Genomic DNA, 26988 nt, shown 5'->3' on the forward strand with positions numbered 1-26988 from the left:
AAGGGGATAAAAAGATGATTGCAGAACAAATCATGAAACGGGACGTCATCACCGTCTCAAAACACGACTCCATTGAAACAGCCGTCCGTAAAATGAAGGTATATCATATCCGCCATCTCCCTGTCATCGACGACGAGCTGCACGTCATCGGTATTGTCACAGACAGAGACATTAAACAGGCCGGCCCCGGCAGCTTTGACCAAAAGGAACGCGGCGTGTTTCTGACAAACAAAGTGGAGACCATTATGAAACGGAATGTCATCTGCGCCCATCCGCTTGACTTTGTGGAAGAAATATCCGCTTCCTTTTATGAGCACGGCATCGGCTGTCTGCCGATTACGGTAAACCATAAGCTGATGGGCATTTTAACGAAAACCGACGTGCTCCGGACTTTCGTCAGCCTGACAGGCGCGGCCCAGCCGGGATCACAGGTGGAAATCCTGGTGACGGATATGACAAAAAGCCTTGCTGATCTCAGCTGCATGTGCCGTGATCTTCAGCTGCAAATCCTGAGTGTGCTCGTCTATCCCCATGATTCCGCCGGGTCGAACATTCTCGTCTTCCGAGTGAAGACGATGAATCCGCTCCCTTTTATCCGTGCCGTTCAAGAAGCCGGATACAATGTCTTATGGCCGAAACATTTGAGGGATCAGCCATGAGAGACAGCGTTTTTGTTTACTCGCCTTCTTATCAGACGTATCAATTTCATCAGGATCATCCGTTCAATCAGCGCCGCGTGCTTTTAACATACGATCTGCTTCAGGCGGCGGATGCGTTTGACGAAGGAGATATCGTCACACCGCGCACGGCCGCTAAAGAAGAGCTGGCTCTCGTTCATACGGAGGATTATATACAGGCGGTGGAACTAGCGGGTGCGGGCCGGCTCCCTGCCGCGGAAGGAGAAAGCTACGGTCTCGGAACGGAAGACACCCCCGTTTTTGCCGGCATGCATGAAGCCGCGTCACTTCTGGTGGGCGGCACCTTAACGGCGGCTGATTATGTCATGACGGGACAAGCTAGGCACGCCTGCAATTTAGGAGGCGGCCTTCATCACGGCTTCCGCGGCAGGGCCTCAGGCTTTTGTATCTATAATGACAGCGCCGTGGCTATCCAATACATCCAGAAGAACTACGGGGCAAAAGTGCTATACATTGATACAGACGCTCATCACGGCGACGGCGTTCAATTTACGTTTTACGACAGGTCTGATGTCTGCACTGTATCTTTTCACGAGACTGGGCGTTATTTATTTCCCGGGACGGGACAGGTACTGGAAAAAGGAAGCGGGCAAGGCTACGGCTATTCTTTTAACATTCCGCTGGATGCTTTCACAGAGGACGATTCCTTTCTTCACGCTTACAAAACGGCCGCCTCAGAAATCGCGGCTTTTTTTAAGCCGGATGTGATACTTACCCAAAACGGTGCGGACGCCCATTATTACGACCCGTTGACACACCTGTCCAATACAATTTCCATTTATCAGGAGATCCCGCGGCTCGCTCATTCATTAGCCCATCAATATTGCAGCGGCAGATGGATCGCGGTCGGCGGCGGCGGATACGATATTTGGAGAGTCGTCCCGAGAGCATGGAGCCGCATTTGGCTTGAGATGAAAGGGATTGATCCCGGGGAACGCATACCGCAGAAATGGATTGATAAATGGCAGAAGCACTCCCCCTGCACGTTGCCCGCTTTTTGGAGTGATCCTGAACAATTATATCCGCCGATTCCCCGCAAAGAAGAAATTTCAGAAAAAAATGCCCAAACCGTGGAAAAAACACTTTTTGCCATCCGGTCTGAGCAGCGGTATAAGACAAAATAAAAAACGACCTTATGAGGAGGTCGTTTTTTTGATCACAATTTCTACACGGCGGTTTTCTTTCATATGTCCGGGACTTTTGTTGTCCTTCACAGGTTTCGTATCCGCATACCCGGCAGAGATAAACCGTTTGGCGGAAAAGTCTTCATTCGCGGTAAAATACCGGATCACACTCGCCGCTCTTGCAGACGACAGCTCCCAGTTCGACGGAAATTGATAGGTGGAAATCCGGCGGCTGTCCGTATGGCCTTCTACCTGTATGTCATTCGGAATTGTTTTTAAAAGTACCGCGATCTGATGCAGAACCGGCTCGGCGTTTTTCAGCACATCCGCTTTTCCTGTCTGAAACAGAACGGCCTCCTGCAGCACAAGGACCACTCCGCGCTCATCGCGCTTCGCCGTCAATTTCGAACTCAAATGATGCGCTTTTATGTATGTCTTCACATTTTGTAACAGCAAATCCTGTTCTTTATTTTCGTTTGCTTTGTCTGATGACGCCGGTTCACCCCCGCTGCCGTTTGTATGAATCGATGAAACGGCAGATTGAAATTTTTCCGCGTCTATTTGCGACATCGAAAAAAGCAATATAAAGAACACGAGAATGAGCGTGATCAAGTCAGCGAACGTCACCATCCATCTCGGTGAACCGCCGGAATGTTCCGGTTTGTTTCTTCTTTCAAAACGCTCTTTTCTAAGCTTCATGGACAGCGCCCTTTTTCTTGTTCGCAGGCTGTCCTTTACGCCAGTCTTCTCTTGAGCTGAAGACGACAAGCTGACTTTCGAGGTTGCGGGGATTTTTGCCCGATTGGATGCCGACAACCCCTTCGATCATGACCTGTTTGATGAAAATTTCACTTTCCGTTTTTTCTTCAAGCTTTGCCGCGATTGGGATAAATACCAAGTTGGCAAGCAGCGCTCCGTACAGCGTCGTCAATAGCGCAACGGCCATGTTCGGTCCGAGGGTATGCGGGTCATTTAAGTTTTTAAGCATGAGAACGAGTCCGACGAGCGTCCCGATCATTCCCCAGGCAGGTGCGAAATCACCGGCTTTTTCAAAAACGCGTCTTCCTTTTCTGTGTCTTTCTTCCATCGCGGCGATCTCAGAATCCATCACCAGCCGGATCGTTTCCTCGTCCCAGCCGTCAATCGCAAGCAAAAGCCCTTTTTTTAAAAACGGATCCTTGATCTCACGCGCCTGGTCATCCAGAGACAGCAGCCCCTGCCTGCGCGCCTGCTCCGAAAGGCTGACAAATACTCTGACAAGCTCTTTCACATTGTCATCCTGACGGGAGAATACCTGTTTCAGAACAGAAGGGGTTTTCTTTAAATCCCTCGGCGGAAAACTGATAAAGATCGCCGCAGCAAGGCCGCCTGTGACGATTAAAAAAGAAGTCAGATCTAAAAATGAACTGATTCCCGCCAGTCCCGTCCCTGACAGAATACCGATTGCGACAATAATACAGCCTAACATAAAGCCAACGGGCGTCAGATAATCAAAACGTTTCATATCTTCTCCTTACTCAAGTAAAAAAGCAAGATTCCACCCCTCAGAGTGAAGCTTGCTTTTCCGTTTTTTTATGACTTGGTTGATTGTCTTAATTCGATGCGGTGAGGCAATTCGACGATATGCTCTTCAACCGGCTCTTTGTTCATCAGTTTTGTCAAAAGTCTCATCGCCACGGCGCCGATATCGTACGTAGGCTGCACGACTGTTGAAAGCTGAGGGCGGACCATCAGGCTCAATCTCGTATTGTCAAAACCGATAATATCAAGATCATCAGGAATCGAAAGACCTTGATCTTGGGCCGCATGGATAATGCCGAGGGCCATTTCATCCGTCGCAGAAAGAATCGCCGTCGGTTTCCGGTCAAGGCCCATCAAGCTTTGAAGCGCCTCCATACCGGAATCATAGGTGTAATCGCCTTCCGCTACGAATTGCTCGTTAAACGGAATCGCCGCTTCTTCAAGCGCCCGTTTGTACCCTTGCAGTTTTTTCGAACGGTTGATCGGCTCTTGCATCGGTCCGGAGACGAATGCGATATCGCGATGCCCTTTATCAATGAAGAGCTTAACGGCATCATAAATCGCCTGTTCATAATCAATGGCGACAGAAGGCGTCTCGCCCTGTTCTTCCACTGATGCCGCCAAGACGATCGGCACAGGAGAGCGCTTAAATTCTTCGACATGCTCGTCCGTAATGTTGCCGCCCATAAATACGATACCGTCCACTTGTTTGCCGAGCATCGTATTTAACAGATGCAGTTCTTTCTCAAGATTTTGGTCCGAGTTGCTTAAAATAATATTATATTTGTACATCGTCGCGATATCTTCAATTCCACGCGCAAGTTCCGAGTAGAAAATGCTTGAGATATCAGGGATGATGACGCCGACCGTTGTCGTTTTTTTGCTTGCAAGCCCTCTTGCCACCGCGTTCGGGCGGTAGCCGAGCCGGTCAATGGCTTCCAATACTTTTTTTCTGGTCGTCGGTTTTACATTCGGGTTGCCGTTCACGACGCGGGAAACAGTTGCCATACTGACATTTGCTTCTCTGGCCACATCGTATATCGTAATGTTGCTCACTGAAACCACTCCTTTTACTGGATACACTTATCCTTATCTATAGCATAAACACTTTATGTAAAGAAATGTCGTACGATTTCGCATTCTGTCGTTTATGATTGTAAGCGTAAGTCAGTAGTGTACATTATTTTTCATTATTCATCAAATTTAAATATCTCTCATGAAATTATACACGTTTTTCCCAGTGATGAAAACGTTCACTTTCATTTTATAATTAAATAAAATGAAGATACGAAAAAAAAGCCGCGCGAGGCGGCCTTTAAAGAGCGGAACGTTGTATTATGCTTTTACTTTCAGCATTGGCTTTAATTCGTTCAGCCATTTCTCGAATTCAGGTATATCCATCTGCTGCGCAGAGTCTGAAAGGGCAACGGAAGGATCAGGGTGAACTTCGGCCATCACGCCGTCAGCGCCGATCGCAAGCGCCGCTTTTGCTGTCGGAAGCAGGAGATCGCGGCGGCCTGTTGAGTGTGTGACGTCAACAAACACCGGCAAGTGAGTTTCCTGTTTCAAAATCGGCACGGCAGAAATGTCGAGTGTGTTTCTCGTTGCCGTTTCGTACGTTCTGATTCCGCGCTCACAAAGAATGATTTGGTCGTTTCCTTGTGACATGATGTATTCAGCTGCATTGATGAACTCTGAAATTGTTGCGGCAAGACCGCGTTTTAACAATACCGGCTTTTTAACGGAACCGGCCGCTTTCAGCAATTCAAAGTTTTGCATGTTCCGCGCGCCGATCTGAATGACGTCAATGTAATCAATCGCTTGCTCAATGTGGGCGGGCGTTACGATTTCACTGATCACCGCGAGGTCATATTCATCAGCGACGCGTTTAAGAATTTGCAGGCCTTCTACACCGAGACCTTGGAAATCATACGGACTTGTGCGGGGTTTAAACGCGCCCCCGCGCAGGATTTTAATGCCTTGTTTTTTCGCTGCGGCCGCTACTTCGGCAACCTGCTCATAGCTTTCTACGGCACAAGGTCCGACGATGAATCTCTGATCGCCGTCACCGATTTTTTCACCTTTAATATCAACGATCGTATCTTCTGCTTTTTTCTTCCGGGAGACGAGCAACGCTTTGCTGTGATCCTCTTCTTGAAGTTCAAGTCCGGCTTTGAAAATTTCTTTGAAAATATGCTGGATCGTTGAGTTTTCAAATGGGCCGTCATTGCTTTCAATAATGCGGTTAAGCATTGTACGCTCTCTGACAGGGTCAAATCGGTTGACACCCTGTGCTTCCTTTGCTTTACCGATTTCTTTTACAACGGCTCCGCGTTCATTGATTAATTTAAGGATTTCTAAGTTTAGTGCGTCTGCCTGCTGTCTTAGGCTCTCTAATTCCTTGTTGCTCATCTTTTTCATCCCTTCTATGCTATGTTTTATTTTAATGGTTAACATGCATCTTACTACAGTTATGCGAAAATAGGAATATAAAATAATAAATTTTTTCGCATTTTACTTTATCACCAAAACGCTTTTAAGCTTTTATGCGTTGAAGTAACGTATATTGATATCCTACATGATCCGGCTGAAATGATCAATAGTTTTTTTCAAAAAAAAACCGCCGGTATCAACCGGCGGCCAGCAATTATGAAAGGTGCTGCTCTATTGCGTTTTTTGTGATTTGTGAATGAGACGCGTGCCATTTCACTTCGCCGTTTGTAATGACGAATACTTGCGGGCTTTCATGTTTCACGCCGTATGTCTCGGCGATATAGTTTGAAAGCGGCCGGCTGTCCTGCACCTGCAGGTAATAAGAAGGCACTTCCGAATGCTCCGATGCAAAGGCGTCAAACTCCTGAAACGCGGCTTGGCTGATCGGGCAGGTTGTGCTGTGTTTCAAAAACACGAGCGTGTTTTCTTTCTCAGCGGCATTTTTGAACTCTTCTTCAGACGATATCAGCTGTTTTGTCATGTCGGTTATCTCTCCTTATTGAGGATCAGCGATTTGCCTGACCGGCTTTTTCCCCGGCGTCTTCCGCTTCGGCCTTGATGCTTTGGGCCGTGTCCTGCATTTCGCTTCTCGTCTCTTCGGCTTTCTCGGTTAGTGTGCTCTTAGAACAGTCTTTTAAATCCTTCACTTTATTCATAATCTGGCCTGACTGATCAGCTACCAGCTGGGTGATATTAGATGTTTTGTCCTTGGCGATGCTGACATATTGAGAGCCTTTTTCTTTCGCGTCGGCCGTCATTCTGTCCGTCTTATCCTTTAACGCAGAAGCCTGACTGCCGAGATCGTCGCGCAGCTCCTTACCTGATTTAGGCGCCAGAAACAACGCCGTTGTCGCGCCGATAATTCCCCCGATCAGCGTTCCGATTAAAAAATCCTTACTATTGATTCCATCTTTGCTCATTATGATTCCTCCTTAGTGGATTTTTCTTATGATTAAAGCGATGTTTTTTTCTTTTGCTTCCACTTGTCCCATATTTCCATAGCGGCCTGGCTCCAGGTGACAACCTGACTGATCTTATCCTGATTCTCTCTTACAGAGGCCGTAACGGAACCTGCTGCCTGCTTTATGGATGTATTAAACTGCTGGACGGAAGTTCCCACTTCCTGGACAGCATGGACAACCGTATTTAATTTCTCTGATTTTTCCTGAATGTCTTCCGCGAGACGGTTTGTCTTATGTAACAGCTCGGTTGTCTCTGCGGTAATGCCTTTCATCTGCCCTTCAAGGCCGTCTAAAGTCGAGGCAACGTTTGTTAAGGTCATCTGCACGGACTTTAATGTTTTGGACAGATAGATGACGAGGATGAGAAATGCAACGGCAATGAGTGCGACGCTTAAGTAAAGAATGATGATCATCTAATACCTCCTTAATGCAGGATATAGTGGTATATACCCAATTCTTAAAATGATAAACATATATGAAAGATCTGTATGTATACTATTTCTCCGTTTCTCGGTAAATCCCTTTGCAGCACGCACAAAAAAGCAGTGAGAGCCCCACTGCTTTTTCGTTACGCTATGACGTTTTCATAGGCTCTCATATATTTTTGAATGTCTCCGGCGCCCATGAAGATCAGCACTGCGCCTTCATGCGCTTTTAACACGGATGTGTCATTTTCTTCAATGAGTTCTGCGTTATCGATTTTTTCCTGAAGATCCGTGATCGTGAGCTTGCCGACGTTCTCGCGGGCAGAGCCGAAAATGTCACACAAATACACGCGGTCGGCCGCGCTTAAGCTTTCTGCGAATTCATCCAGGAATGATTGCGTCCGTGTAAACGTATGCGGCTGAAATACCGCGATGATTTCACGTTCGGGATATTTTTGGCGCGCCGCCTCAATCGTGACTTTGATTTCAGTCGGATGGTGGGCGTAGTCGTCGATCAGTACCTGGCTGCCGATCACTTTTTCATTGAATCTGCGTTTGACGCCGCCGAATGATTCAAGTCCGAGCTTAATCATGTTCACGTCTATCTCTTCATAGTGGCAAAGCGCAATGACCGCTAAGGAATTGAGGACATTGTGATGGCCGTATGCCGGGATGTAGAACGTATCGTAAAACGTATTGCGGACAAAGACGTCAAATGTCGTGCCTTCCGTATTTTTTACGATGTTTCTCGCTTGAAAATCATTTTCTTCTCCCGTGCCGTAATACACGACAGGCACATTGGCGTGAATTTTCGGCAGGTACTCGTCATCACCGCAGGCAATGATGCCTTTGTTGACTTGAAGCGCCATGTTTTGGAAAGCATCAAACACATCGTCAATGTTGGCGAAATAATCAGGGTGGTCAAAATCAATATTCGTCATAATCGCATAATCAGGCTGATAGCTTAAGAAATGACGGCGGTACTCGCAGGCTTCAAATACAAAGTATTCGCTGCTTTCATTTCCTCTGCCCGTTCCGTCCCCGATAAGAAACGAAGTCGGCTTCGCCTGCTGCATCACGTGTGCCAAGAGGCCCGTTGTGGACGTCTTGCCGTGTGCGCCCGTTACCGCGACACTTGTATATTTTTTCATATATTCAGCTAAAAATTTATGATATCTGATGACAGGAATCCCTTCAGCGAGCGCCTTTGCGATTTCCGGATGAGAATCAGGGAATGCGTTACCGGCGATTACCGTTAAGCCGGGTTTGATGTTATCGGCGCTGAACGGATAGATCGGGATATTTCTTTTTTCAAGGGCAGCCTGAGTGAAAATCTGCTTCTCGATATCCGATCCCTGCACCTGATACCCTGTATCATGCAGGATTTGAGCAAGCGGGCTCATACCTGTCCCTTTTATTCCAACAAAATGATAAACAGTCATAATCGTACCTCCAACAAACGTCTATCTGTTCCCCAGTATATGACGCTCATTTCATTTTGCGACCGCCGCGGGCGAAAAGCCCGCACAGCGGCGCTTCCATTTATTTTTACGTTATCGTCAGTATCTGTAACTTTCTTTTTGATTAAACCTGCCGCATGATATTTCAGCGCGTGACAGTGATGCAGTTTTGATGGTCCATCCACTATCATACCATGTTTGTGAGAAAAATGAACGATATTCTTATTCTTGAGCAATGTCAGCGGCCGTAATCAGCACTTCACGGGGTTTGCTGCCCTTCGCTTCTGAGATCATGCCTTCGGCTTCCATCATGTCAATCAGCCTCGCGGCGCGGTTATAACCGATTCTGAACCTTCTTTGAAGGCTTGAGGTGCTGGCGCTGTTTTGCTCCACGACGAATTGGCACGCCTCAGGAAACAGTTCGTCTTCTTCCTTAAGGGCGGTTCCCTGCCTGATCAGTTCTTCCTGTTCAAACAAATAAGAAGGCGGCAGCTGCTTTCTGACATGAGAGACGACGCGGTCAATTTCTCTGTCGGATACAAAGTTGCCCTGCAGGCGCACCGGTTTTCCGGTACCGTTTTCCCAGTACAGCATGTCGCCTTTTCCGAGCAGCTTTTCCGCTCCCGCCATGTCGATGATCGTTCTGGAATCTACCTGGCTTGAGACGGAGAATGCAATCCTCGTCGGTATGTTTGCCTTGATCATTCCGGTAATGACATCGACAGACGGACGCTGTGTCGCGACAAGCAGATGAATGCCACAGGCTCTCGCTTTCTGCGCGATTCTGGCAATGCTTTCTTCCACATCGTTCGGCGCGACCATCATTAAATCGGCAAGCTCATCAATAACCACTACGAGGTACGGGAGCTTTTCGCCTGTCTTATGATCGGCGGTTAATTCATTAAAGCGGCCGATATCTCTCACACCCGAATGGGCAAACAGTTCATATCGCCGTTCCATCTCTTCCACAACCCATTTTAACGCGGCGGTCGCGGCTTTGGCGTCTGTGATGACGGGGCTGACCAAATGCGGAATTTGGTTATAAGGCGCAAGCTCGACCATTTTCGGATCAATCAGAAGCATTTTGACATCACTCGGATCCGCCTTATAAAGCAGACTGACCAAAATGGTATTGATGCAGACGCTTTTTCCCGATCCTGTCGCACCCGCTATCAACCCGTGCGGCATCTTTTTCAAATCAATGACGACCGGGTTTCCGGAAATATCGACACCGAGCGCGGCTGTAAGCGGAGACGGATTCGTCCTGAAAGCGGCGCTTCTGATCATCTGCCGTAAATCGACGACCTTGCTTACGCGGTTCGGAACTTCAATGCCGATCGTGTTTTTACCGGGGATCGGCGCCTCAATCCGAATATCCTTGGCAGACAGGCTCAGTTTAATATCATCTGCTAAGTTTGTAATTTTGTTTACTTTCACTCCGGGCTCAGGATGCACTTCAAAACGTGTGACGGACGGGCCTTGTGTGACATGAACGACTTGGGCGCGCACATTAAAGTTTTTCAGTGTAACGTTTAAAAGCTCGCGCTGTTCTTCAATCCACGATTGGTCGTCATGTCTTTGCGCCGGCGGTACGTCCAGAAGCGACAGATTCGGAAAGACATAGCTCGCTCCGCCCTCTGGCGTCTTCGTCTGCTTGTGTTTATCGCTTTTAAGCATCATGACGTTAAACGGAACATTGCGCTCTTTCGGCCGCTCCGCTTTTTTCACAGGCTGCGGCTCTCCGCGATGCTCCGTTTTTTCTTCGGCAGGCCGGGACGGGGCATCGGCCGTCTCGATGCTTGCAGGTTCAGGCTCGGGGTCTGAATGCCGCTCGGCTTCATTGTACTCAGGCTGAGCATCTGCTTCCTGTTTCGCGTCGGTTTCACCTGATTCGGGCTTGTCTTCAGACTGCGGCTGAACTTCCTCATCGTATCCGGGTTCTGTGTATGTATACACCGGTTCTTCTGCGGTTTCAAAAGGCGGTGCTTTTTCCGGCTCAGGCTCCTGATATTCCTCCTGCGGCGCCGCTTGTTCCTCTGTGTTTTCAGCCGTTCGGGATGCTTCATACTCAGACTCTATTATAGGCTGCGGGCGGGTTTGTTCATGCTCTTGTTCTTCTGTAAAGCCGGCAGACTCTGCGCTTTCCGTGTGCTCCCGCTCTTCAGTCTGCTGCGGTTCTGCTGCTGCAAACACTTGCTCTTTTGCATTCTCAGCCTCGGTGTGAAGCTCCTCTTTTTTAACGGCCGGGATTTCTTCCGTTTCTTGTTTCGCAAACGGTTCTGGCCGGTCATTCGTCTGTTTTGTTATGCCGGATGTTGTGAAGACGGGCTCTTTTTCCGTTTCCTGACCGGCTTTTGGCGAAACAAATTGCTCCTCTGACAGCAATGTTACGTTCTCTTCACGCCGCTGTTCGGAAATAGGCGCTTTTTTTATGCTGTGCTGAGATTGAAAGCCGTAAACCGGTGAAGGAATCGATGACGGTTTAAAGGGCTTTTTCACCGTATCAGGCTCTTTATGTGTATTCTGTTTCCGCTCGGTTTGCTCCTGCCCAACGGCATAACCCCGGGACGGCTGGCGGCGTTCGTGCCTTTCCCGCTGTCTTTGGTTTTGCTCCGTTCGCTTATAGCCGTCCGGAACGACGGGGAAGCGGAAATTCCCTTTCGGATATTCGTAATATATTTTAGGATCTTCCATGCGCGTTAATTTGCCTTCTGGCTGATCCGGTATCTGCTGTTTCGGGATTTGGGCATGCGTGTTCGGTTCACGTTCATGCTCTTCTTCTTTTTCACCTAAAAATAAGTCAAAAAATTTATTCAGCCAACTCATGTTTAATCACTCTCTAACTCCCTTTTTAGTAGTCTGGGACGATATTTAGTATACCATTGCCGGGCGGCTCAGAAAAGATTAAGCTTCCAACTGAAGAAAGCCGTTAAGCAGGCCTGCTTAACGGCTTTCTCTCACATCATTCGATTCTGTGCGCTTATTTATGGGAGTTAGAATTGAAATGCTTCGCCGGCCTCGCGGCTGTCTTCAAGAACAAGAATCCCTTTTTCCGCCGGCGCATCCGGCAAAGCGAGTTCTTTCGCGGAGCAGATCATGCCACTTGACGGAACGCCTCTTAATTCAGCGTCTTTAATCACAAGTCCGCTCGGCATTACCGCGCCGACTTTAGCGACGACGACTTTTTGTCCTTTGTCCACATTCGGCGCGCCGCAAACGATTTGAAGGGTTTCCTCTCCCACATTCACTTGGCAGATATTCAGTTTATCCGCATTCGGATGTTTTTCTTTCGATTCAACGTGACCGACAACAAATTTCGGAGAAAGGTCAACCGTCAGCGTTTCTGAAACGCCGTTTCTGTTCAGTATTTCATTCACATCCTGAACGAATGTCTCAGACAAAGCGACGGGGCCGTTGTCCTCAATCTGTAAGTAAGAAGACACGTTAAAAATGTTAAAGCCCGTCGTTTCTTTTGTTTCTTTGTTAAAGATTCTGACGACATCGCCTTCTCTTTCATAGCCGATTTCTTCGCGTGCCGCATCTTTAAGAGAGATCAGAAGCGTATCTCCCACACCTTCTTTATTGTAAAAAGCGTTCATAAGAAAAATCCTTTCTAATCCTTTTTCGGCCGGCTTTTCGCCATGATAAACACAGGTTCCAGTCTGCCTTCATTATACAGAAATGAAAGGGCCGTAATCGGCACCGTGCCGCTTGCAAAGAAGCTCATGGACATTTGCCCTAAAATATCATAACCCGATTCATTTCGAATGTCAGCAAGTATTAATACATCTTGATGCGGGACGGAAATCGCCAATTCGCCTTCAGCGGCCTGCTTGTATTCATGAAGAATCGAATCATTGAGAATCCGGCTGGCGTCATAGCCGTCATTCGCCCTGAAAAAATAAAAATAATTGTCCGCAACCGTATCCTGTTTCACAACCGAAGGAAGAGAGCGGAGATTGAATGACGCCGTCTCCCTGATCCGTTCTTTTGTCCAGTTTTCTTTCTCGAGCATACGGCTGTCAATTAAGCGGTACGTCTTACCGAGGTCAAGCGCGTAGTAGATTCTCGTTTCGGCCGTATGGTCATCATACACGAGCGGAATGCCGTCGCTCGTTTGATCGGGAAATGATGTGGAGCGGATGACCGGATAGATTCCGGCTTCCTTTCCGGACATCTCCTGTCCGCTGCCTTCCATCGCCTCCATTGCTTCTGACACATAGTAGACGATTTCGTCGATCGCTTCTTCTTTTTTCGTCTCCCACTTCGCAATGATCGGCGGGAGCTCCAATGTGATGCCTTTTTTGGTCGTTTGATCCTCAACACGGAGGGTGTCTTTTTCTCTGTCAAAAAAGAAGGATCGGTTCTCGTGCTGCAGGCGCTGTTTTAATAAATCCGCCAGCTTCCTTGACGTCATTTTCAAAGCCCGTGGCCTCCTTTATGCTTTAGCAAGGGAATCGGTTAAAAATTGCTCAATTTCTTCTTTTGTTTTACGGTCTTTGCTGACGAAGCGGTTCACTTCTTTTCCTCCGTTAAACACAATAAAGCTCGGAATGCCGTAAATTTCCCATTCCGCGCATGTATCAATAAATTGATCGCGGTCTACGTAGTAATAAGTGAATTCAGGAAAGTCCGCTTCCAGCTCAGGGAGAAACGGCTCCACAAAGCGGCAGTCCGGGCACCAATCCGCTGAAAACATAAATACCGCCCAATCGTCTTGTACCGCTTTTTGCAATTCTTCCGTGCTTTCAATCTTTTTCATTGTTATTCCTCCATCTGGATTATGAGTTTTTAGATGCTGATGTTTGTCCAATTGGATCATACCAGACTGTTTACGGCAAGACCAACTATATGCAATATCATTATCATATTTCATTTGCATTATCAAGCAAGTTTCGTTTACCATTTTGCTTGTAGCCGTACGAAAATCTGAATATGTACATAAGGAGGGGCAAAAGATGCAGTTTGTCGTGTATTTAGCGGGTGAAATCCACAGTGATTGGCGGGATGAGATCAAACAAAAAGCAACGGCGCTGGACCTGCCGATTACGTTTGTCGGCCCGATGGAAAACCATGAACGTTCAGACAATATCGGAGAAGAGATTATGGGCGTGCAGCCCGATTCTGTTTTAAAAGACGCCAGAGCTTCCGATATCAACAATTTCCGTACAGAGGTGCTGATGGAAAAAGCCGATTTTGTGATCGCCCTGTTTGGCGAGAAATATAAACAGTGGAATACCGCGATGGATGCTTCTTATGCCATCGCAAAAGGAAAGCCGCTCATTCTCATCCGTCCGAAAGAACTTCATCATCCGCTGAAAGAGCTTTCCGGAAAAGCCAATATCACGGTCGAAACCGTCAATCAAGCGATGAAAGCACTCTCTTATTTATTTGAAACAGAATAAGCAGGCCGCCTTTATGCGGTCCTGCTTATTTTTTTACACATTTTCTCTAATCGTTTCGACCGTCTGTTTGTCACTCGCCATGACCAGCTTAATGAGCATTTCTTTCGCCGCGGCATAATCATCGACATGGATGATAGCGGCATTTGTATGAATGTATCTTGAACAAACGCCGATGACGGCAGACGGAACCCCGCTGTTTGAGATGTGGACCCGTCCGGCATCCGTTCCCCCGCCTGAAGCGAAATATTGATAAGGGATATTGTGCGTTTCCGCCATATCAAGGACAAACTCTCTCATCCCGCGGTGCATGACCGTCGTTCTGTCAAGAATGCGGAGCAGCACCCCCTCGCCGAGACGGCCGAACAGCTCCTTATCGCCGCTCATATCATTTGCCGGGCTGGCATCAAGCGCGAAGAAGAGATCAGGCTGAATCATGTTGGCCGCTGTCTGCGCCCCTCTCAAGCCGACTTCCTCCTGTACGGTGGCCCCGGCGTACAGATTGTTCGGCAGGTCTTTTCCGTGCAGCTCTTTTAATAATTCAATGCTTAACCCGCAGCCGTAGCGGTTATCCCACGCTTTGGACAATATTTTCTTCTCGTTGGCCATCGGGGTGAACGGGCAGACAGGCACGACCTGCTGTCCCAGTCTGATCCCCATTTTGACCGCGTCCTCTCTGTCATCGGCACCGATATCAATCATCATATTTTTGATCTCCATCGGCTTTGCGCGCTGGGCATCCGTTAAAATGTGGGGCGGGATGCTTGAGATGACGCCGATAATCGGTCCGTTATCCGTCTGCACCTCGACGCGCTGGGCAAGCAGCACCTGACTCCACCAGCCGCCGAGCGTCTGAAATCTCAGCATGCCGTTATCCGTAATCTGCGTTACCATAAACCCGACTTCATCCATATGGCCGGCTACCATAACGGTCGGCGCATCTTCAGCGCCGCGCCTTACTCCGAAAACACTTCCGAGTCTGTCCTGCACGATGTCATCCGCATATTTCGCAAGCTCCCGTTTCATAAAGGAGCGGACCTGATGTTCATTTCCCGGTGCGCCGGGAAGCTGCGTCAGCGTCCGGAAAAGCGTTTTCGTTTCCTCATTCATATTTTCCCCTCATTTCTATGTAATGCTTTTATTTTATTAGAAAAACAACCGTTTTCCAAGCGCTCAGATTGAATGGGCTGTAAAACCGCCGCTTTACTTAACACCGTCTGGCATCTTCTGTATAATAAAAACTACGACATAATTGGAGGTGCTTCATATTGAAATTACGTCATTTTCTCTTAGGTGCAGGAGTCGGATTATGCGCTGCCATCGCAGTGAAAAAGTATGCGATGAAACCTTATATCTCTTCAGAAAAAGCGCTCCGTATCGTGAAAGCGGCTTTTAAACAGCGCGGGCCGATAGACGGATCATGGATTTACACAGAGCCCGAGCCCTACCAGGTAAACGGAGAAACCATCCAGGTATACAAAACCGGCGTGACACGTTCGGCATTCGGCGAACTGGAGCAATATGAAGTTATGGTCAATGCAAAAACAGGCCAGATTGTCGATGTCATTGATTCTGTCGCCTCATAATTCGGACAAGCAAAAAATAAAGCCCAAAACCATCAGCGTTTTGGGCTTTATTCGGTTACATCGGCCGAATTCGTTTATATACGGGGTGCCACATCGCGTCCTGCACCGCTTGGATCAGATCCTCGGGTTCCGTTTCCGCTACACCGTCCTGAATGGCTGCTTTCGCTACGGCTACCGCCACGGTTGCCGATACCGTCCTGAGATCCTCCACTTTCGGAAGCATCGGCGCACCGGGCTTGCCGACGTCCACCATACCGGCGATGGCATTCGCGCAGGCAACGAACATATTGTCCGTAATGAGCCTTGCTTTCGTCACAATCGTGCCGAGTCCGAGTCCCGGGAATACGAGCGCGTTATTCGCCTGTCCGATATGGTAGGTAACGCCGTTATACGCAACAGGCGGGAATGGACTTCCCGTAGTGACAAGCGCGCGGCCTTCCGTCCATTTAATTAAATCTTCAGGTTTTGCTTCTGATAATGTCGTCGGGTTTGACATCGGCAAAATAGCGGGCCGTTTGACATGCGAGGCCATTTCTTTGACGATTTCTTCCGTAAATGCGCCTGATACGGTGGATGTGCCGATCAGAATCGTCGGCTTGGCTTGACGCACCGTCTCCGCCAGATCGATTGATCCGCCTTCACCGCTGCGGCCGTACTCTTTCACTTCATCAGCAGGGCGAGCGTACGGAACCTGAAAATCACGCAAGTCCTTCATATCATCCGTTAACAATCCGTTTCTGTCGATACACCAAAAATGGCTGTAGGATTCTTCTTCGCTTAATCCGTCATGCACCATGGCTTCGCGCAGCTGCTCAGCAATTCCGATCCCGGCCGTTCCCGCGCCGAAGACGACGACTTTATGCTCTTTTAAAGGCACTTTTGATGCTTTCGCACACGCTAAAACAGCTGCAAGCGATACCGCGCCCGTTCCTTGAATGTCATCGTTAAACGTACAGACTTTATCTTTATACCGTTTTAATATGCCGCGGGCGTTAGCCGTACCGAAATCCTCCCAATGAAGCAGCGCATTCGGGAATGTTTCCCGGGCAAGCGAGACATACTCATCAATAAAGCGGTCATATTTCTCGCCGCGTACTCTTGAATGCTGGTTTCCGACGTAAAGCGGGTCATTTAAGAGGCTTTCCTGATTTGTCCCCGCGTCCAATACGACCGCAAGCACTCGTGACGGATCAATTCCGGCCGCCGCCGTATACACCGCGAGTTTTCCGACAGAAATGGCGATGCCGCCGACGCCCCAGTCACCGATTCCCAGAATGCCCTCCGCATCTGTGGCAACGATTAAGTCAATGTTTTCATTTTTTCCGAACTGCTGAAATGCGGTGCGCATTCCCTCAGGATCATCTATTGACAAATACAGACCGCGGGGTTTTCTGTACTCATGGCTGTAACGCTGGATCGCAGTGCCGACGGTCGGCGTATATACGATCGGCAGCATTTCGCCTAAATGATCATTTAACAGCCTGTAAAATAACGTTTCATTCCGGTCATGGAGAGCGGTCAAGTAGACATTTTTGCTCAGCTCATCAGGCTGCGAACTGAATTGTTCGTAGGCCCGCCTCGCCTGCTCTTCGATTGTCAATACTTTCGGCGGCAGAAATCCCTCGAGCCCGAGTTCCTTTCTTTCCTCCTGTGTAAAGGCCACCCCTTTATTTAAAAAAGGCGTAGAAAGCACTTCTAATCCGCGCAGAGTTGTTTTGATTTCTCCATCTTTCGTCACTTGAAATTGATTCACCTGTCTCTTCCTTTCAAAGCAATTTGTCTTAGGTTTGCTTTTATTCCCGAAATTCATACAGGCAAATCATCGATCCGCTTATTTTTTCTCCCGTTTGACAGATGCAGCCACTTCGCCGTCTTCTCCCCATTTTACCGCTCTGTAAATCGCGTCGTGATAGAAAATCAGCCAGGCGTCTTTTTCTGCCGCGAACGTCTGCCATTTCTGCTTTTGCGGAATGGAAGTCATCGGATAATCATCATAGGCCAGCACCCATAACGGATTTTTATGCGCGTTCGTCGGCATCAGGTCGGCAAAATGCACAGCCGTTTCCCCTTCGTCTTCTAAGACGATGACGCTGTGGCCGTCGCTGTGGCCGCCGGTGTGGTGCATCGTAATGCCTTCTGTCAGCTGATACTCGTTCTCAAAGGTTTCGACCTGATCTTGTACCGCCTCCCAATTTTCTCTCCAATATGTATTTTTCGATCTGATATTAGGATTTCTCATTTCGCGCCACTCTGTCGCAGAAGTGATAATGCGGGCATTCGGGAAAACAGAGACAAGCTCCTCTCCGCTGTACTCCGTCAGGCCGCATGCATGGTCAAAATGAAGATGGGTCATCGCGGCAATATGAATGTCCTCACAGGAAAGCCCGAGTTCACGAAGAGATTGTTTCAGATTGGATTCCTGTGTTACGCCGTAATTCCTTTTTTGTTTATCAGAGAATTTCCCTCTGCCGATACCCGCGTCAACCAATATATTCAGGCCGTTTTTTCTGATCAGAATCGGGTCTGTTCTTAATTCAATCTGGTTTTTGTCATTTACGGGGTATTTTCTCGACCATAAAGGCTTCGGGACAACGCCGAACATCGCTCCGCCGTCCATATGCGTTACACCGCCGTCCAGCCATGTTAATGAAATATTCCCAATATTCAATGTCTCCATCTTTATCCCTCCTGATGTAATGGTAGCAAATGGCGGCATAAAAAAACAGACTCCCGCATCAGAGTCTGTCTTTTGTTCTCCATTCTACTTCGGCCCGGTAAATCGGCTGGCCGAGCGCGGAGAATTTTTCTTCGTATTCTGTCATAATATTGCCCTTCGGATCGCTGTTGTGCAGATCAAGGCTGACTTCCGTCAGAAGCAGGCCGTATTCGGAAAAGCTTTTCAGAGAGTATTCGAATAAACCGCGGTTATCGGTTTTAAAATGAATCTCACCTGTTTCGCCCATCACTTCTTCGTATTTTTTCAAGAACGTTTTAAATGTTAAACGGCGCTTTTCGTGGCGGTTTTTCGGCCACGGGTCAGAAAAGTTTAAATATACGCGCTTGATTTCTCCCCGTTCAAATACGTCATTCAGTGTTTCCGCGTCTATATTTAACAAACGGACATTGTGAGCCCCGCTGTCCTTTACTTTTTGGACGGCAGTGACGATGACGCTTTTAAACAGCTCAATCCCGATATAGTTGATATCCGGATTCTGCTTGGCCATTCCTGAAATGAACTGCCCTTTTCCCGTACCGACTTCAATATGGATCGGGTTGTCATTGCCAAAGACCGTGTTCCACCGCCCTTTATACTGGGCCGGGTCACTGATGGCGATGTCAGCGTTTTCTGCCAGAAAATCATTCGCCCAAGGTTTATGGCGCATTCTCATATGATTGACACCTCTATCTATAATTTCGAGTAACAACATACCATGAAACATAAAGAGCCGCAAGCGCCTTTTAAAAGCGCCGGCTGCATAAAAAAAGAGGCTCCCCGGTCCGGAACACTCATGTGATGCATAAAACCGCACCGCTTTGCACAATGTATGACACAGAAAGGATGTGTATATGAATCATGGGCTTAACAAGCGAACATCAGGTCCGGTTATTAAAGGACATACTGGCCGACCATCAATTGGATTGCTGCGGCACGGTTGCCGAGTATGAACAGCTGGAGCGCGTCATCAAATCACTGATGGCCAACACCGGGCTTGATTCAAATATAAAAAACGTGCTCGAGGATGTCTACCGCTACAGCCAGTCCGGCATCACGGCCGATTCCATCGACACGCATATTCAGGAGCACCAAAACCATTTGTCCCAATGGGTGGAGCAGATGGATTCGTACTCCTGACTACTTGACAATCCGCTTCATCAGGGCATGAAGCTCTTCCATGGCATCATGATACGCTTTGTCGTTTCCTTTTGATTTGTGCCAGGCGATGAAGGTGATGGTCTCCGATAACATGTACCACGCCATCCTCAGCCGAAGCCCTTCCGTGAGCTTCATGCCGTACATCCCAAGCCAGCTGTCCCACGCTGGCTCTTCGACGTAATGATACAATAAAGGGCCGAGATCCATGGCCGGATCGGCTATCATGGCGCCGTCCCAATCTATTAAATACAGCTGGTTGTCTTCAGACAGAAGCCAGTTATTATGATTCACATCACAATGGCAAACGACTTTTTCACCGAATTGCACCTGATCCACATGAGCTTCCAAATAAGCAAGGCCTTCCTGAATAAGCGGCGAAAATTGCCGCACGGCAAAGACGGCCTGCTTCAGCTGCGACAAAAGGGCGCCCGGATCAAGCGGTTCTTTTCCCAATCTTTTCAGCATGTCGAGCAAAGCTTTTGATGTGTGGATTTTGCGGAGCAGCTCAGCCACCGGGCGTCCGCTCATATCCTTTGCCTTCAGCTCCCTGCCCGCCATCCAATGCTGAGCCGTAATGACGTCTCCGTTTTCCATCCGTTTCGTCCAAACCAGCTTCGGAACAATGCCTTCGGCGGATAACACGGCTAAAAAGGGCGAGCTATTACGTTTTAAAAAAAGCTGTTGGCCGTTATGTTTCGCATAATATGCATCTCCTGTAGCTCCTCCGGCGGGGAAGATCTCCCAATCGCTACCTAGTAATTGTCCCAACCAGTTCATATCAATGTTCAACCCATCATTTCTTAAAATATTTTAGAATAGGCCTCCAGCCTTTCACTATTGGCGGAGCGGCCTGTCATAAACAATTTCATGAGAATAAAAAAGACAGCTATTGAGAGTCTCATATGCTAATCAATAGCCGTCCTATAAATTTTAGCGCTACAGCACAAACTTCGTCAAGCAAAACTAGCAAGAACACCTGTGAATTCTGAAGATTTATGCCGCGAACCGCTCTTTGCCGTGAAACATGTGACGGGTTTCATTTGTTTATTATGTTTTTATTTTCAGCGGCGTACCGCCCGGCATAAGCCGAAACGGCGTCGTTCCGATCAGCTCGCCGTCAGCGTGAAACGGAATTTTCCCATCTGTTTCAAAAACGAATTCCTTCCCCTTTATCATCGTCACTCCTTCCATTTTGATATGCCGGCCGAAGCTCATCGCCCATAAAAAACGATACAGCGAGAAAAAGGACAGGTTTTCTGCGATGACAATATCAAAATGGTTTTGACGGGGATTTGCTGAAGGCGCCGCTTTCATGCCGCCTCCGTAATAAGGGTGATTAGCCGCAATGACAAACCAGACATTGCGGAATTCATGCCTCTGGCCGTCTGCCTTACAAACAAATCTGAACGGCTGAAACCCCGTGGCCGTATGTAAATGCGCGAGCGGGTAAATCACAAAGCCGAGACGCAAAAACCGAAGAACGCGCGAAAACGGAAAATTCGCGGCTGCCTTCAAAACTGAGGCATCGAAGCCGACAGACAGGTGGTTAATAAAATAAAGTGATTGCGCTTTGTCATGAAAAAAGTTGATGTTTCCCGCAAAAAATTTCCGTGTGAGCGGGCGGTGCAGACTTTTGATTTCTTGGAGGAGCGCCGACTTCTTAATACCGAGCCCTTTCGAAAAGTCATTGTACGAACCGGCAGGCACAAAGGTCAGCTCAATCTGATCCGTTCCTTTCAGTCCGTTAATGACTTCATGCATCGTCCCGTCACCGCCGATGACGAACAGCCGCTTAAGCTTATGATCCTGCATCATTGAAATCTGTCTCGCCAGCACCTCCGCATGTCCGGGATGCCCGGTCAAAAAAGAGCGGTGGCTGACCCCGCGCCTGGTCAGCTCTTTTTGAACTGATTTCCAGACACGCCGGCCCCGCCCGCCTCCTGAGACCGGATTAATAATAAAAAACCATTGACTCATCGTTTGTTTTCACCTGCTTCATAGATGAAGAGACAGCCGGCAAACGTCCGTTTTAATCAAGCCATTCCTGTCTCCGGCTTGAATCGCTCAAGCCGTAAGACAAAAGAGCCTTCGCCGCCTTCAGCTGGTGGTGCTTGATCGGCGCCGTATTTTTCTGCTGCTTTTCCAGCCACTCTGCGGCAGTCCGTTTATCAGCTATTTCCAGCCCGTACGGCGGCTCCGGGTAATCAATATAAGACGTTCTGCTGAGCAAAAGCTTCCGCACGGGAATGTCGGCCTGCTTTTCTTTTACGATTTGCGAAACGACCGAGCCCGTCCGGTGCAGGCTGAGAGACGGATTCAATACTTGGCGCGTGCTGCCGGAGCCTCTTTCTTCCCAAAAACGGTGTTTTGATCCGATATATACGCTGTCCTCTTCCGCTTCCATAAAAGCGGCGCAGAAAATCTCCAGCGGCGAGATGATGATCATGCTCAGTTCGACGGACGCCTGCTGAATTTGCAGAACCGGATGATACATCACAAAATAGGAATCGGGCAGCTTTTGAGCCAGCATTTTTAACATCCTGTCCCTTTTGACCGCCTGCGAAAGCTCAGACTTTTGAGAAAGCGTGGAGCTCGCCCATTTTAATTGAAAGTCATACAGCTGATCTTTGAAAAAAGGCGCGAGCTCAGATTTTTGAGACGGAAGATTCCCGAACAGCGCCTCTTCTCCCTCCGGCTCATCAAACCATTGGTGCCTCTTTTCATTTATATCGGCCGTATTTTCTTCTTTTCTCTTTTTCAAGAAAAATTTTTTCCTGGCCGGCGCTTGATCGGTTTCCCCGCCTGCAGCCGTTTCCGTTTCTTTTTCTTCCGTCATCCGGTCAAACGCTTCAAGAAGCGCCTCCCAGCGTTCTTTCTTCAGCCGGATAAACTGGTTCATATAATGATATGGATCAAGTTCATATCTGGATATGCAGTCGTGAATTTTGATGATCTGTGCCATGTGATTTCTCCACTCCGAATATTTGTTTATGTCAATTGAAACTGTGCGATTTCTTCGTATTTAGGCGACCGGTCAAGATGGGTCTGAAACAGGGAAAACCGGCTGACGGCACTTTGCACCCTGCCGCTTTCAAACGGCACATCGTCAGGAAACGGCCGGTCTCCCGCCCACTTCCGCGCCATCGTCATATGAGGGTGATACGGCCGTTTTTCCACTTGAAAACCGGCTTTCAAAACAGCCTCTTTTGTTTTTTCCCGCAAATCAAAGAGCAGTTCATTCCGTTCGGGCTCAAGGTGAAGCACTCTCGGCTGTCTGCGGTCGCCGAAAGTATCCAGATGCTGAAACTGTACGGTAAACGGCTGCGCTGCCGACGCAGCATCTGCGAGCAGAGACGATAATTTCGCAAGCCGTTCTTCACCCGCGGCTCCGAGAAAAATGAGTGTAATATGATAGTCATGCGGGTGCACCCATTTTTTGAATGACAACGCCGGCTCCTTTTTGGCTGCTTCCCAAATCGGTTCAGCAATGTCAGCCGGAATCGGAATGCCGATAAAATAATGCGGAAATGAAGCTTTCATACGAGGATCTCCCCCTCTTTGGTTATGGTGTTATTATAAAACGGATAAGCGGAGAGGAGAACCCTGTCCGCTCATTATGATAGGATATTATGTACCGAACGTTTTATACAGAAAGGAATGAGCCGGCCTTGAAAATCGTAAACAGCACGGCGGAGCTGATCGGCGGCACACCGATCGTAAAGCTCAATCGCCTTCAGCCAGAACATGCAGCACAGGTCTATTTAAAATTAGAATCGTTTAACCCGAGCGGCAGTGTCAAAGACAGAGCGGCTTACAATATGATCATTGAAGCGGAAAACAGCGGGCATTTAAAACCTGGCTCTGTCATCATCGAACCGACAAGCGGCAACACAGGCATCGGCCTGGCGATGAACGCGGCGGCGCGCGGCTACAAGGCAATCCTCGTCATGCCTGACACGATGACGAAAGAACGCATCAACCTCCTGAAAGCGTACGGCGCGGAGGTTGTGTTAACACCGGGGGCGGAAAGAATGCCCGGCAGCATCAAAAAAGCGAAAGAACTCGCCGAACAGATTCCGGGAAGTTTTATCCCGATGCAATTCGATAACGGCGCAAATCCAGATGCCCACCGAAAAACGACCGCCATTGAAATCTATCAGGCCGTTCAGCAGCTCAACAGACCGCTCGGTGCTTTTGTGGCAACGGCGGGAACGGGCGGAACCATTACCGGAACCGGAGAAACGCTGAAGGAGCTTTTCCCGGATATGATTGTTCATGTCGCCGAGCCGGCGGGTTCCCCCGTCCTGTCTGGCGGAAAACCCGGCGCTCATAAGCTTGTCGGGACAAGCCCCGGATTTATTCCCGGCATACTGAATCAGGACGTTTACGATGAAATCATGAAAATATCTGATGAAGATGCGTATACGACAACACGGCGTCTGGCCCGGGAAGAAGGTATACTCGTCGGCCCGTCTTCAGGCGCCGCCTGCTTCGCCGCCATTGAAACCGCAAAACGCCTCCCTTCCGAACAGATCGTCATCTGTATGACGGCCGATACGGGAGAACGTTATTTATCAACGGATCTATGGTCATTTGAATGATAAAAAGGGATGCCGCTTTCGGCGTCCCTTTTTATTATCACTTGGCAAGCTCATAAATGGCTTCGGCGTATAAAGCGGTTGACCGGAGAAGGTCATCGATTTCAATGTACTCATCCTTTTGATGCGCGCTGTCAGGCCGGCCGGGGAACAGCGGCCCGAACGCGACGCCCGCCGAAAGGGATCTCGCATACGTTCCTCCGCCGATTGAAATCAGATCCGCTTTCTTTCCCGTCTGTCCTTCGTAAACCTTTTGAAGCGTCTTTACGAGCGGATGATCGGCAGAAACGTGGTGCGGTTTGCTGTCTTTAAATTCTTCAAGCCGGAATTCTTCAGCAGACGTAAAAGCATCACGGATGACTTTGCTGTCTGAAGTGACGGGATAACGGATGTTGATGCCGAGTTCTCCTTCCTCACCCTTTCTGTATGTAAAGGTGCCGACATTCAATGTAAGCTCTCCGCTGATGTCATCCCTGCAATCAATTTTCAGCTTTTTGCCTCGTGTATCATTTGAAAAATAGTCACTGACGGTTTTGACAAAGTGCTTTCCGGCTCCATCCAGCTCTGTTCCATTAAGGCATTCAGCAAGCTTTAAGCCGGCATTGACACCATTATCCGGTTCCATCGCATGGCATGATTTTCCGTATACCCGAAGCGTCAGTTTTCCATTTTCCGAAACTGCTTCACCTTGTGTTTTTGACCGCTCAAGCCATTTGCTGAAATATGCGTGCACGGCATCAAGACCGTTCCCTTCAATAACCGCTTCAGCCGCATCCGGCACCATGTTCAAGCGCAGTCCTGAACGGAATGACAGAAGCTCGTTTTTTGCATCTTTGTCAGAAGCGCTTTTTGCAATGCGCAGTGACGCATCTATAATTCCTTTTTCCGCGTTAATGATCGGAAAATCTGCGTCAGGAGCAAAGCCGATGTCAGGCATTTTTTCGTGTTTGAAGTAGTGATCCACGCATCTCCAATCACTTTCTTCATCCGTCCCGATGATGATTCTCACGCGTTTGGATAAAGGAAGCTGCATGTCTTTGACGATTTTCAGCGCATAAAACGCCGCCATTGTCGGCCCTTTATCATCTATGGCGCCTCTGGCATATATCCGGCCGTCCCTGATATCGGCTGAAAACGGATCGCTCGTCCAGCCGTCTCCGGGCGGAACGACATCGACGTGGCACAGAACGCCGACGATTTCGTCACCCGTTCCCCATTCAATATGGCCCGCATAGCCGTCAAGATTCTTTACGGTGAAACCTTCTTTTTCACCGAATTCCAGCAGTGACGTCAGGCTGGCATTGACGCCTTCTCCAAACGGCCGGCCGGGACCGGCTGTTGTTTCGTCCATTACGCTGTTGATCTGCAAAAACTTCTGCGTGTCACGGATCAGATCTTCTTTGTTTCTGATGACTTCAACTTCCCAGTTCATCACAAATCCCCTTTCTTGATAAAGACTTGCAAAATGTCGATAAAACGAATAATATAGATGATGTTTTGAAAAAATGTTCGTCATTGGAGGTACTTATGTTTCATCTCGACAAGCATCAAACGACAATAAAAAGAGAAATTACCGCGGGATTGACCACCTTTTTCACAATGGTGTATATCATTGTCGTCAATCCGGTGATCCTTTCCAATGCGGGAATTCCGTTTGACCAGGTGTTCACCGCGACGATTATCGCTTCCATTGTCGGAACTTTATGGATGGCTCTCGCTGCGAATTTTCCGATCGCCATTGCCCCCGGCATGGGCTTAAACGCGTATCTTGCCTTTCACGTTGTCGGCACAGGCAGCGGCATTACGTATCAGACGGCTTTCAGCGCCGTTTTTATCGCGGGAGTCATCTTTATTATTTTATCGTTAACGCCTTTAAGAAAACAACTTATAGAAGCGATTCCGGACAATTTAAAATACGGAATTACGACCGGCATCGGCTTATTTATTGCTTTTATCGGCTTACGCCAATCCGGAATCATCACGGCTGATAAATCTAATCTGGTCGCACTCGGCGATCTTCATTCGCCCGCCGTCATTTTAACGCTTATCGGACTTATCATCAGTATTGTACTGATGGTGCTGAATGTAAACGGGGCTCTGTTCATCGGAATGGCGCTGACCGCCGTCATTGCCTTTTTGACCGGACAGATTCATTTCGCGAAAGGATTCATGTCCTTCCCGCACCTGCCGGAGGGGCTTTTGATCACAAATCCGTTCGGTGCCCTCGGGGATGTCGTGCATCACGGTCTGTACGCCGTTGTGTTTTCTTTTCTTCTCGTTACGATTTTTGACACGACCGGCACCATGATCGGTGTCGCCGAACAAGCGGGATTGATCAAAAACAATCAGCTGCCGAATGCCAGAAGAGCGCTGTTGGCTGATTCGACCGCTACGACGGTGGGAAGCATCTTCGGCACCAGCCCGACGACCGCGTTCGTTGAATCTTCAGCAGGTGTGGCGGCCGGCGGAAGAACGGGTCTGACGGCGCTGACGATTGCCGTTATGTTTGCCGTTTCCATGTTTTTCAGCCCGCTTGTCAGCGTATTATCGGAAGTGTCCGCGATTACGTCACCGGCTCTGATTATTGTCGGCAGCCTGATGATGGGTGCGGTATCGAATATCCGCTGGAATGAGCTTGATGAAGCGTTCCCGGCCTTTCTCGTCATTTTGGCGATGCCTTTAACGTCCAGTATTTCAACCGGAATCGCACTTGGCTTCATTTCATATCCGCTTGTTAAAGCAGCTAAGAAAAAATGGCGCGAAATCCATCCTCTAGTCATCATCTTCGCCGTACTGTTTTTTATTCAGCTTTTTATTTTGAACGGACATTAAGAAAAATCCCTTT

The 26988-nt window shown here is 48.5% G+C and carries 28 protein-coding genes; 7 read left to right on the plus strand and 21 right to left on the minus strand.

The features are described 5' to 3' along the window. The first annotated feature begins 14 nt into the window (after positions 1 to 14). Both J6600_RS13755 and J6600_RS13760 read left to right on the plus strand, forming a co-directional pair. On the plus strand, positions 15 to 659 hold the full coding sequence (locus tag J6600_RS13755) for an acetoin utilization AcuB family protein (RefSeq protein WP_209387507.1): 645 nt from the start codon (positions 15 to 17) through the stop codon (positions 657 to 659). Continuing rightward, positions 656 to 1822, plus strand: coding sequence for an acetoin utilization protein AcuC (locus J6600_RS13760; protein WP_209388358.1), 1167 nt, complete (start codon positions 656 to 658; stop codon positions 1820 to 1822). Before J6600_RS13755 ends, J6600_RS13760 begins: the two co-directional genes overlap by 4 nt. A gap of 9 nt (positions 1823 to 1831) precedes the next feature. Here J6600_RS13760 and motS read toward each other — a convergent pair whose 3' ends face one another. From motS to J6600_RS13820, 12 genes are all read right to left on the minus strand, one after another. Then, entirely contained in the window at positions 1832 to 2521 is a 690-nt protein-coding gene (motS, locus tag J6600_RS13765; RefSeq protein ID WP_003152387.1) for a flagellar motor protein MotS, read from the minus strand. After that, positions 2511 to 3326, minus strand: coding sequence for a flagellar motor protein MotP (gene motP / locus J6600_RS13770; RefSeq protein ID WP_007408775.1), 816 nt, complete (start codon positions 3324 to 3326; stop codon positions 2511 to 2513). The genes motS and motP overlap by 11 nt, the downstream gene beginning before the upstream one ends. A gap of 68 nt (positions 3327 to 3394) precedes the next feature. Continuing rightward, the gene (ccpA, locus tag J6600_RS13775; RefSeq protein WP_003152385.1) at positions 3395 to 4399 is read right to left on the minus strand and encodes a catabolite control protein A; all 1005 of its coding nucleotides are present in this window, start codon (positions 4397 to 4399) and stop codon (positions 3395 to 3397) included. A gap of 279 nt (positions 4400 to 4678) precedes the next feature. Beyond that, entirely contained in the window at positions 4679 to 5755 is a 1077-nt protein-coding gene (locus tag J6600_RS13780; RefSeq protein WP_003152383.1) for a bifunctional 3-deoxy-7-phosphoheptulonate synthase/chorismate mutase, read from the minus strand. Positions 5756 to 5990: 235 nt separating this feature from the next. Continuing rightward, complete coding sequence (gene ytxJ / locus J6600_RS13785; protein ID WP_014418654.1) at positions 5991 to 6317, minus strand: bacillithiol system redox-active protein YtxJ; 327 nt, start codon at positions 6315 to 6317, stop codon at positions 5991 to 5993. A 25-nt stretch (positions 6318 to 6342) separates the two neighbouring features. Then, the gene (locus J6600_RS13790) at positions 6343 to 6756 is read right to left on the minus strand and encodes a YtxH domain-containing protein (RefSeq protein ID WP_209387508.1); all 414 of its coding nucleotides are present in this window, start codon (positions 6754 to 6756) and stop codon (positions 6343 to 6345) included. Between the two features lie 32 nt (positions 6757 to 6788). Then, a complete protein-coding gene (locus J6600_RS13795) occupies positions 6789 to 7211 on the minus strand; it encodes a DUF948 domain-containing protein (protein ID WP_007408777.1) in 423 nt (140 codons plus the stop codon). Positions 7212 to 7366: 155 nt separating this feature from the next. Further along, positions 7367 to 8665 (minus strand): UDP-N-acetylmuramate--L-alanine ligase, encoded by a 1299-nt coding sequence (gene murC / locus J6600_RS13800; RefSeq protein WP_032873626.1) that lies wholly within the window; start codon positions 8663 to 8665, stop codon positions 7367 to 7369. A 240-nt stretch (positions 8666 to 8905) separates the two neighbouring features. Continuing rightward, a complete protein-coding gene (locus J6600_RS13805) occupies positions 8906 to 11509 on the minus strand; it encodes a DNA translocase FtsK (protein ID WP_209387509.1) in 2604 nt (867 codons plus the stop codon). Between the two features lie 167 nt (positions 11510 to 11676). Then, complete coding sequence (ytpR, locus tag J6600_RS13810; protein WP_003152375.1) at positions 11677 to 12282, minus strand: YtpR family tRNA-binding protein; 606 nt, start codon at positions 12280 to 12282, stop codon at positions 11677 to 11679. Between the two features lie 14 nt (positions 12283 to 12296). Continuing rightward, positions 12297 to 13106, minus strand: coding sequence for a DUF1444 domain-containing protein (locus J6600_RS13815; RefSeq protein ID WP_012118213.1), 810 nt, complete (start codon positions 13104 to 13106; stop codon positions 12297 to 12299). Positions 13107 to 13121: 15 nt separating this feature from the next. Beyond that, a complete protein-coding gene (locus tag J6600_RS13820; RefSeq protein ID WP_014418658.1) occupies positions 13122 to 13445 on the minus strand; it encodes a thioredoxin family protein in 324 nt (107 codons plus the stop codon). Between the two features lie 196 nt (positions 13446 to 13641). On the opposite strand from J6600_RS13820, the gene J6600_RS13825 reads away from it, so the two are divergent. Then, positions 13642 to 14088: a YtoQ family protein gene (locus J6600_RS13825; protein ID WP_014418659.1), complete on the plus strand. Its 447-nt coding sequence runs from the start codon at positions 13642 to 13644 to the stop codon at positions 14086 to 14088. A gap of 33 nt (positions 14089 to 14121) precedes the next feature. Here J6600_RS13825 and J6600_RS13830 read toward each other — a convergent pair whose 3' ends face one another. After that, positions 14122 to 15195, minus strand: a complete 1074-nt coding sequence (locus tag J6600_RS13830; RefSeq protein ID WP_209387510.1) for a M42 family metallopeptidase — start codon at positions 15193 to 15195, stop codon at positions 14122 to 14124. Between the two features lie 158 nt (positions 15196 to 15353). Between J6600_RS13830 and J6600_RS13835 the strand changes: the two genes are divergently transcribed. Then, on the plus strand, positions 15354 to 15671 hold the full coding sequence (locus J6600_RS13835) for a PepSY domain-containing protein (protein ID WP_003152366.1): 318 nt from the start codon (positions 15354 to 15356) through the stop codon (positions 15669 to 15671). A 55-nt stretch (positions 15672 to 15726) separates the two neighbouring features. Here the strand turns inward: J6600_RS13835 and J6600_RS13840 are convergent, their stop codons facing one another. The 3 genes from J6600_RS13840 to trmB all read right to left on the minus strand — a co-directional run bounded on the left by J6600_RS13840 (position 15727) and on the right by trmB (position 19060). Next, a complete protein-coding gene (locus tag J6600_RS13840) occupies positions 15727 to 17424 on the minus strand; it encodes an NAD-dependent malic enzyme (RefSeq protein WP_209387511.1) in 1698 nt (565 codons plus the stop codon). A 78-nt stretch (positions 17425 to 17502) separates the two neighbouring features. Beyond that, positions 17503 to 18348, minus strand: a complete 846-nt coding sequence (locus J6600_RS13845; protein ID WP_173613439.1) for a YtnP family quorum-quenching lactonase — start codon at positions 18346 to 18348, stop codon at positions 17503 to 17505. 58 nt (positions 18349 to 18406) lie between these two features. Continuing rightward, positions 18407 to 19060, minus strand: coding sequence for a tRNA (guanosine(46)-N7)-methyltransferase TrmB (trmB, locus tag J6600_RS13850; RefSeq protein WP_003152359.1), 654 nt, complete (start codon positions 19058 to 19060; stop codon positions 18407 to 18409). 185 nt (positions 19061 to 19245) lie between these two features. Between trmB and J6600_RS13855 the strand changes: the two genes are divergently transcribed. Then, the gene (locus J6600_RS13855) at positions 19246 to 19524 is read left to right on the plus strand and encodes a YtzH-like family protein (protein ID WP_003152357.1); all 279 of its coding nucleotides are present in this window, start codon (positions 19246 to 19248) and stop codon (positions 19522 to 19524) included. Here J6600_RS13855 and J6600_RS13860 read toward each other — a convergent pair whose 3' ends face one another. The 4 genes from J6600_RS13860 to thpR all read right to left on the minus strand — a co-directional run bounded on the left by J6600_RS13860 (position 19525) and on the right by thpR (position 23085). Continuing rightward, positions 19525 to 20322, minus strand: coding sequence for a phosphotransferase family protein (locus J6600_RS13860; RefSeq protein WP_003152355.1), 798 nt, complete (start codon positions 20320 to 20322; stop codon positions 19525 to 19527). 270 nt (positions 20323 to 20592) lie between these two features. Further along, entirely contained in the window at positions 20593 to 21522 is a 930-nt protein-coding gene (locus tag J6600_RS13865) for a YegS/Rv2252/BmrU family lipid kinase (RefSeq protein ID WP_209387512.1), read from the minus strand. A gap of 52 nt (positions 21523 to 21574) precedes the next feature. Next, on the minus strand, positions 21575 to 22507 hold the full coding sequence (locus J6600_RS13870) for a hypothetical protein (protein WP_104842753.1): 933 nt from the start codon (positions 22505 to 22507) through the stop codon (positions 21575 to 21577). A 26-nt stretch (positions 22508 to 22533) separates the two neighbouring features. After that, positions 22534 to 23085 carry an RNA 2',3'-cyclic phosphodiesterase gene (gene thpR, locus J6600_RS13875; protein WP_209387513.1) on the minus strand — a complete coding sequence of 184 codons (552 nt, stop codon included), beginning with the start codon at positions 23083 to 23085 and terminating at the stop codon, positions 22534 to 22536. A gap of 89 nt (positions 23086 to 23174) precedes the next feature. On the opposite strand from thpR, the gene cysK reads away from it, so the two are divergent. Continuing rightward, positions 23175 to 24146, plus strand: coding sequence for a cysteine synthase A (gene cysK / locus J6600_RS13880; protein ID WP_020954278.1), 972 nt, complete (start codon positions 23175 to 23177; stop codon positions 24144 to 24146). 37 nt (positions 24147 to 24183) lie between these two features. On the opposite strand, the gene pepV is transcribed toward cysK, so the two are convergent. After that, on the minus strand, positions 24184 to 25575 hold the full coding sequence (gene pepV, locus J6600_RS13885; RefSeq protein WP_209387514.1) for a dipeptidase PepV: 1392 nt from the start codon (positions 25573 to 25575) through the stop codon (positions 24184 to 24186). Positions 25576 to 25670: 95 nt separating this feature from the next. On the opposite strand from pepV, the gene J6600_RS13890 reads away from it, so the two are divergent. Beyond that, positions 25671 to 26975 carry an NCS2 family permease gene (locus J6600_RS13890; RefSeq protein WP_012118223.1) on the plus strand — a complete coding sequence of 435 codons (1305 nt, stop codon included), beginning with the start codon at positions 25671 to 25673 and terminating at the stop codon, positions 26973 to 26975. Positions 26976 to 26988: the final 13 nt, after the last annotated feature.

The organism is Bacillus sp. LJBV19 (assembly GCF_017797845.1).
Taxonomy (GTDB): domain Bacteria; phylum Bacillota; class Bacilli; order Bacillales; family Bacillaceae; genus Bacillus; species Bacillus velezensis.

What these genes read in the sequence shown, in the direction of transcription:
- J6600_RS13755 (WP_209387507.1), top strand. Translation starts at nt 15, where the DNA reads ATGATTGCAGAACAAATCATGAAACGGGACGTCATCACCGTCTCAAAA.
- J6600_RS13760 (WP_209388358.1), top strand. Translation starts at nt 656, where the DNA reads ATGAGAGACAGCGTTTTTGTTTACTCGCCTTCTTATCAGACGTATCAA.
- motS (WP_003152387.1), bottom strand. Translation starts at nt 2,521, where the DNA reads ATGAAGCTTAGAAAAGAGCGTTTTGAAAGAAGAAACAAACCGGAACAT.
- motP (WP_007408775.1), bottom strand. Translation starts at nt 3,326, where the DNA reads ATGAAACGTTTTGATTATCTGACGCCCGTTGGCTTTATGTTAGGCTGT.
- J6600_RS13780 (WP_003152383.1), bottom strand. Translation starts at nt 5,755, where the DNA reads ATGAGCAACAAGGAATTAGAGAGCCTAAGACAGCAGGCAGACGCACTA.
- ytxJ (WP_014418654.1), bottom strand. Translation starts at nt 6,317, where the DNA reads ATGACAAAACAGCTGATATCGTCTGAAGAAGAGTTCAAAAATGCCGCT.
- J6600_RS13790 (WP_209387508.1), bottom strand. Translation starts at nt 6,756, where the DNA reads ATGAGCAAAGATGGAATCAATAGTAAGGATTTTTTAATCGGAACGCTG.
- J6600_RS13795 (WP_007408777.1), bottom strand. Translation starts at nt 7,211, where the DNA reads ATGATCATCATTCTTTACTTAAGCGTCGCACTCATTGCCGTTGCATTT.
- murC (WP_032873626.1), bottom strand. Translation starts at nt 8,665, where the DNA reads ATGACTGTTTATCATTTTGTTGGAATAAAAGGGACAGGTATGAGCCCG.
- J6600_RS13805 (WP_209387509.1), bottom strand. Translation starts at nt 11,509, where the DNA reads ATGAGTTGGCTGAATAAATTTTTTGACTTATTTTTAGGTGAAAAAGAA.
- ytpR (WP_003152375.1), bottom strand. Translation starts at nt 12,282, where the DNA reads ATGAACGCTTTTTACAATAAAGAAGGTGTGGGAGATACGCTTCTGATC.
- J6600_RS13820 (WP_014418658.1), bottom strand. Translation starts at nt 13,445, where the DNA reads ATGAAAAAGATTGAAAGCACGGAAGAATTGCAAAAAGCGGTACAAGAC.
- J6600_RS13825 (WP_014418659.1), top strand. Translation starts at nt 13,642, where the DNA reads ATGCAGTTTGTCGTGTATTTAGCGGGTGAAATCCACAGTGATTGGCGG.
- J6600_RS13830 (WP_209387510.1), bottom strand. Translation starts at nt 15,195, where the DNA reads ATGAATGAGGAAACGAAAACGCTTTTCCGGACGCTGACGCAGCTTCCC.
- J6600_RS13845 (WP_173613439.1), bottom strand. Translation starts at nt 18,348, where the DNA reads ATGGAGACATTGAATATTGGGAATATTTCATTAACATGGCTGGACGGC.
- trmB (WP_003152359.1), bottom strand. Translation starts at nt 19,060, where the DNA reads ATGAGAATGCGCCATAAACCTTGGGCGAATGATTTTCTGGCAGAAAAC.
- J6600_RS13855 (WP_003152357.1), top strand. Translation starts at nt 19,246, where the DNA reads ATGGGCTTAACAAGCGAACATCAGGTCCGGTTATTAAAGGACATACTG.
- J6600_RS13860 (WP_003152355.1), bottom strand. Translation starts at nt 20,322, where the DNA reads ATGAACTGGTTGGGACAATTACTAGGTAGCGATTGGGAGATCTTCCCC.
- J6600_RS13865 (WP_209387512.1), bottom strand. Translation starts at nt 21,522, where the DNA reads ATGAGTCAATGGTTTTTTATTATTAATCCGGTCTCAGGAGGCGGGCGG.
- J6600_RS13870 (WP_104842753.1), bottom strand. Translation starts at nt 22,507, where the DNA reads ATGGCACAGATCATCAAAATTCACGACTGCATATCCAGATATGAACTT.
- thpR (WP_209387513.1), bottom strand. Translation starts at nt 23,085, where the DNA reads ATGAAAGCTTCATTTCCGCATTATTTTATCGGCATTCCGATTCCGGCT.
- cysK (WP_020954278.1), top strand. Translation starts at nt 23,175, where the DNA reads ATGTACCGAACGTTTTATACAGAAAGGAATGAGCCGGCCTTGAAAATC.
- pepV (WP_209387514.1), bottom strand. Translation starts at nt 25,575, where the DNA reads ATGAACTGGGAAGTTGAAGTCATCAGAAACAAAGAAGATCTGATCCGT.
- J6600_RS13890 (WP_012118223.1), top strand. Translation starts at nt 25,671, where the DNA reads ATGTTTCATCTCGACAAGCATCAAACGACAATAAAAAGAGAAATTACC.